Source organism: Polaribacter sp. 2405UD43-2, from assembly GCF_058147125.1.
Map to the genome: position 1 here is coordinate 1 of NZ_JBYVJX010000103.1, position 236 is coordinate 236.

Below are 236 nucleotides of genomic sequence, written 5' to 3' on the forward strand. Positions count from 1 at the left end.
CCTGCAAGAGAAACTGTAGAAGTTGCTAACTTACCACAATTTGTAAATGTAGAGATTAGCGCAATTGCTGTTAATTAATTAATCATCAAATGATAAACATAAAAAACCTGATTAGTTTAACTAATCAGGTTTTTTCATCAATTCAACTCCCTATGTCTACTACAAAGTAGCTGCGTATTCAATTAACTCTACAATTTTAGTTGAATAGCCCATTTCGTTCTTGTAACAAGACACCA

At 31.8% G+C, this 236-nt stretch carries 1 pseudogene; it reads left to right on the forward strand.

Annotated elements, in window-relative coordinates:
* Positions 1-78, forward strand: a pseudogene (locus ACY2RX_RS14920) (RidA family protein); the annotation flags it as partial.
* Between the last annotated feature and the right edge of the window lie 158 nt (positions 79-236).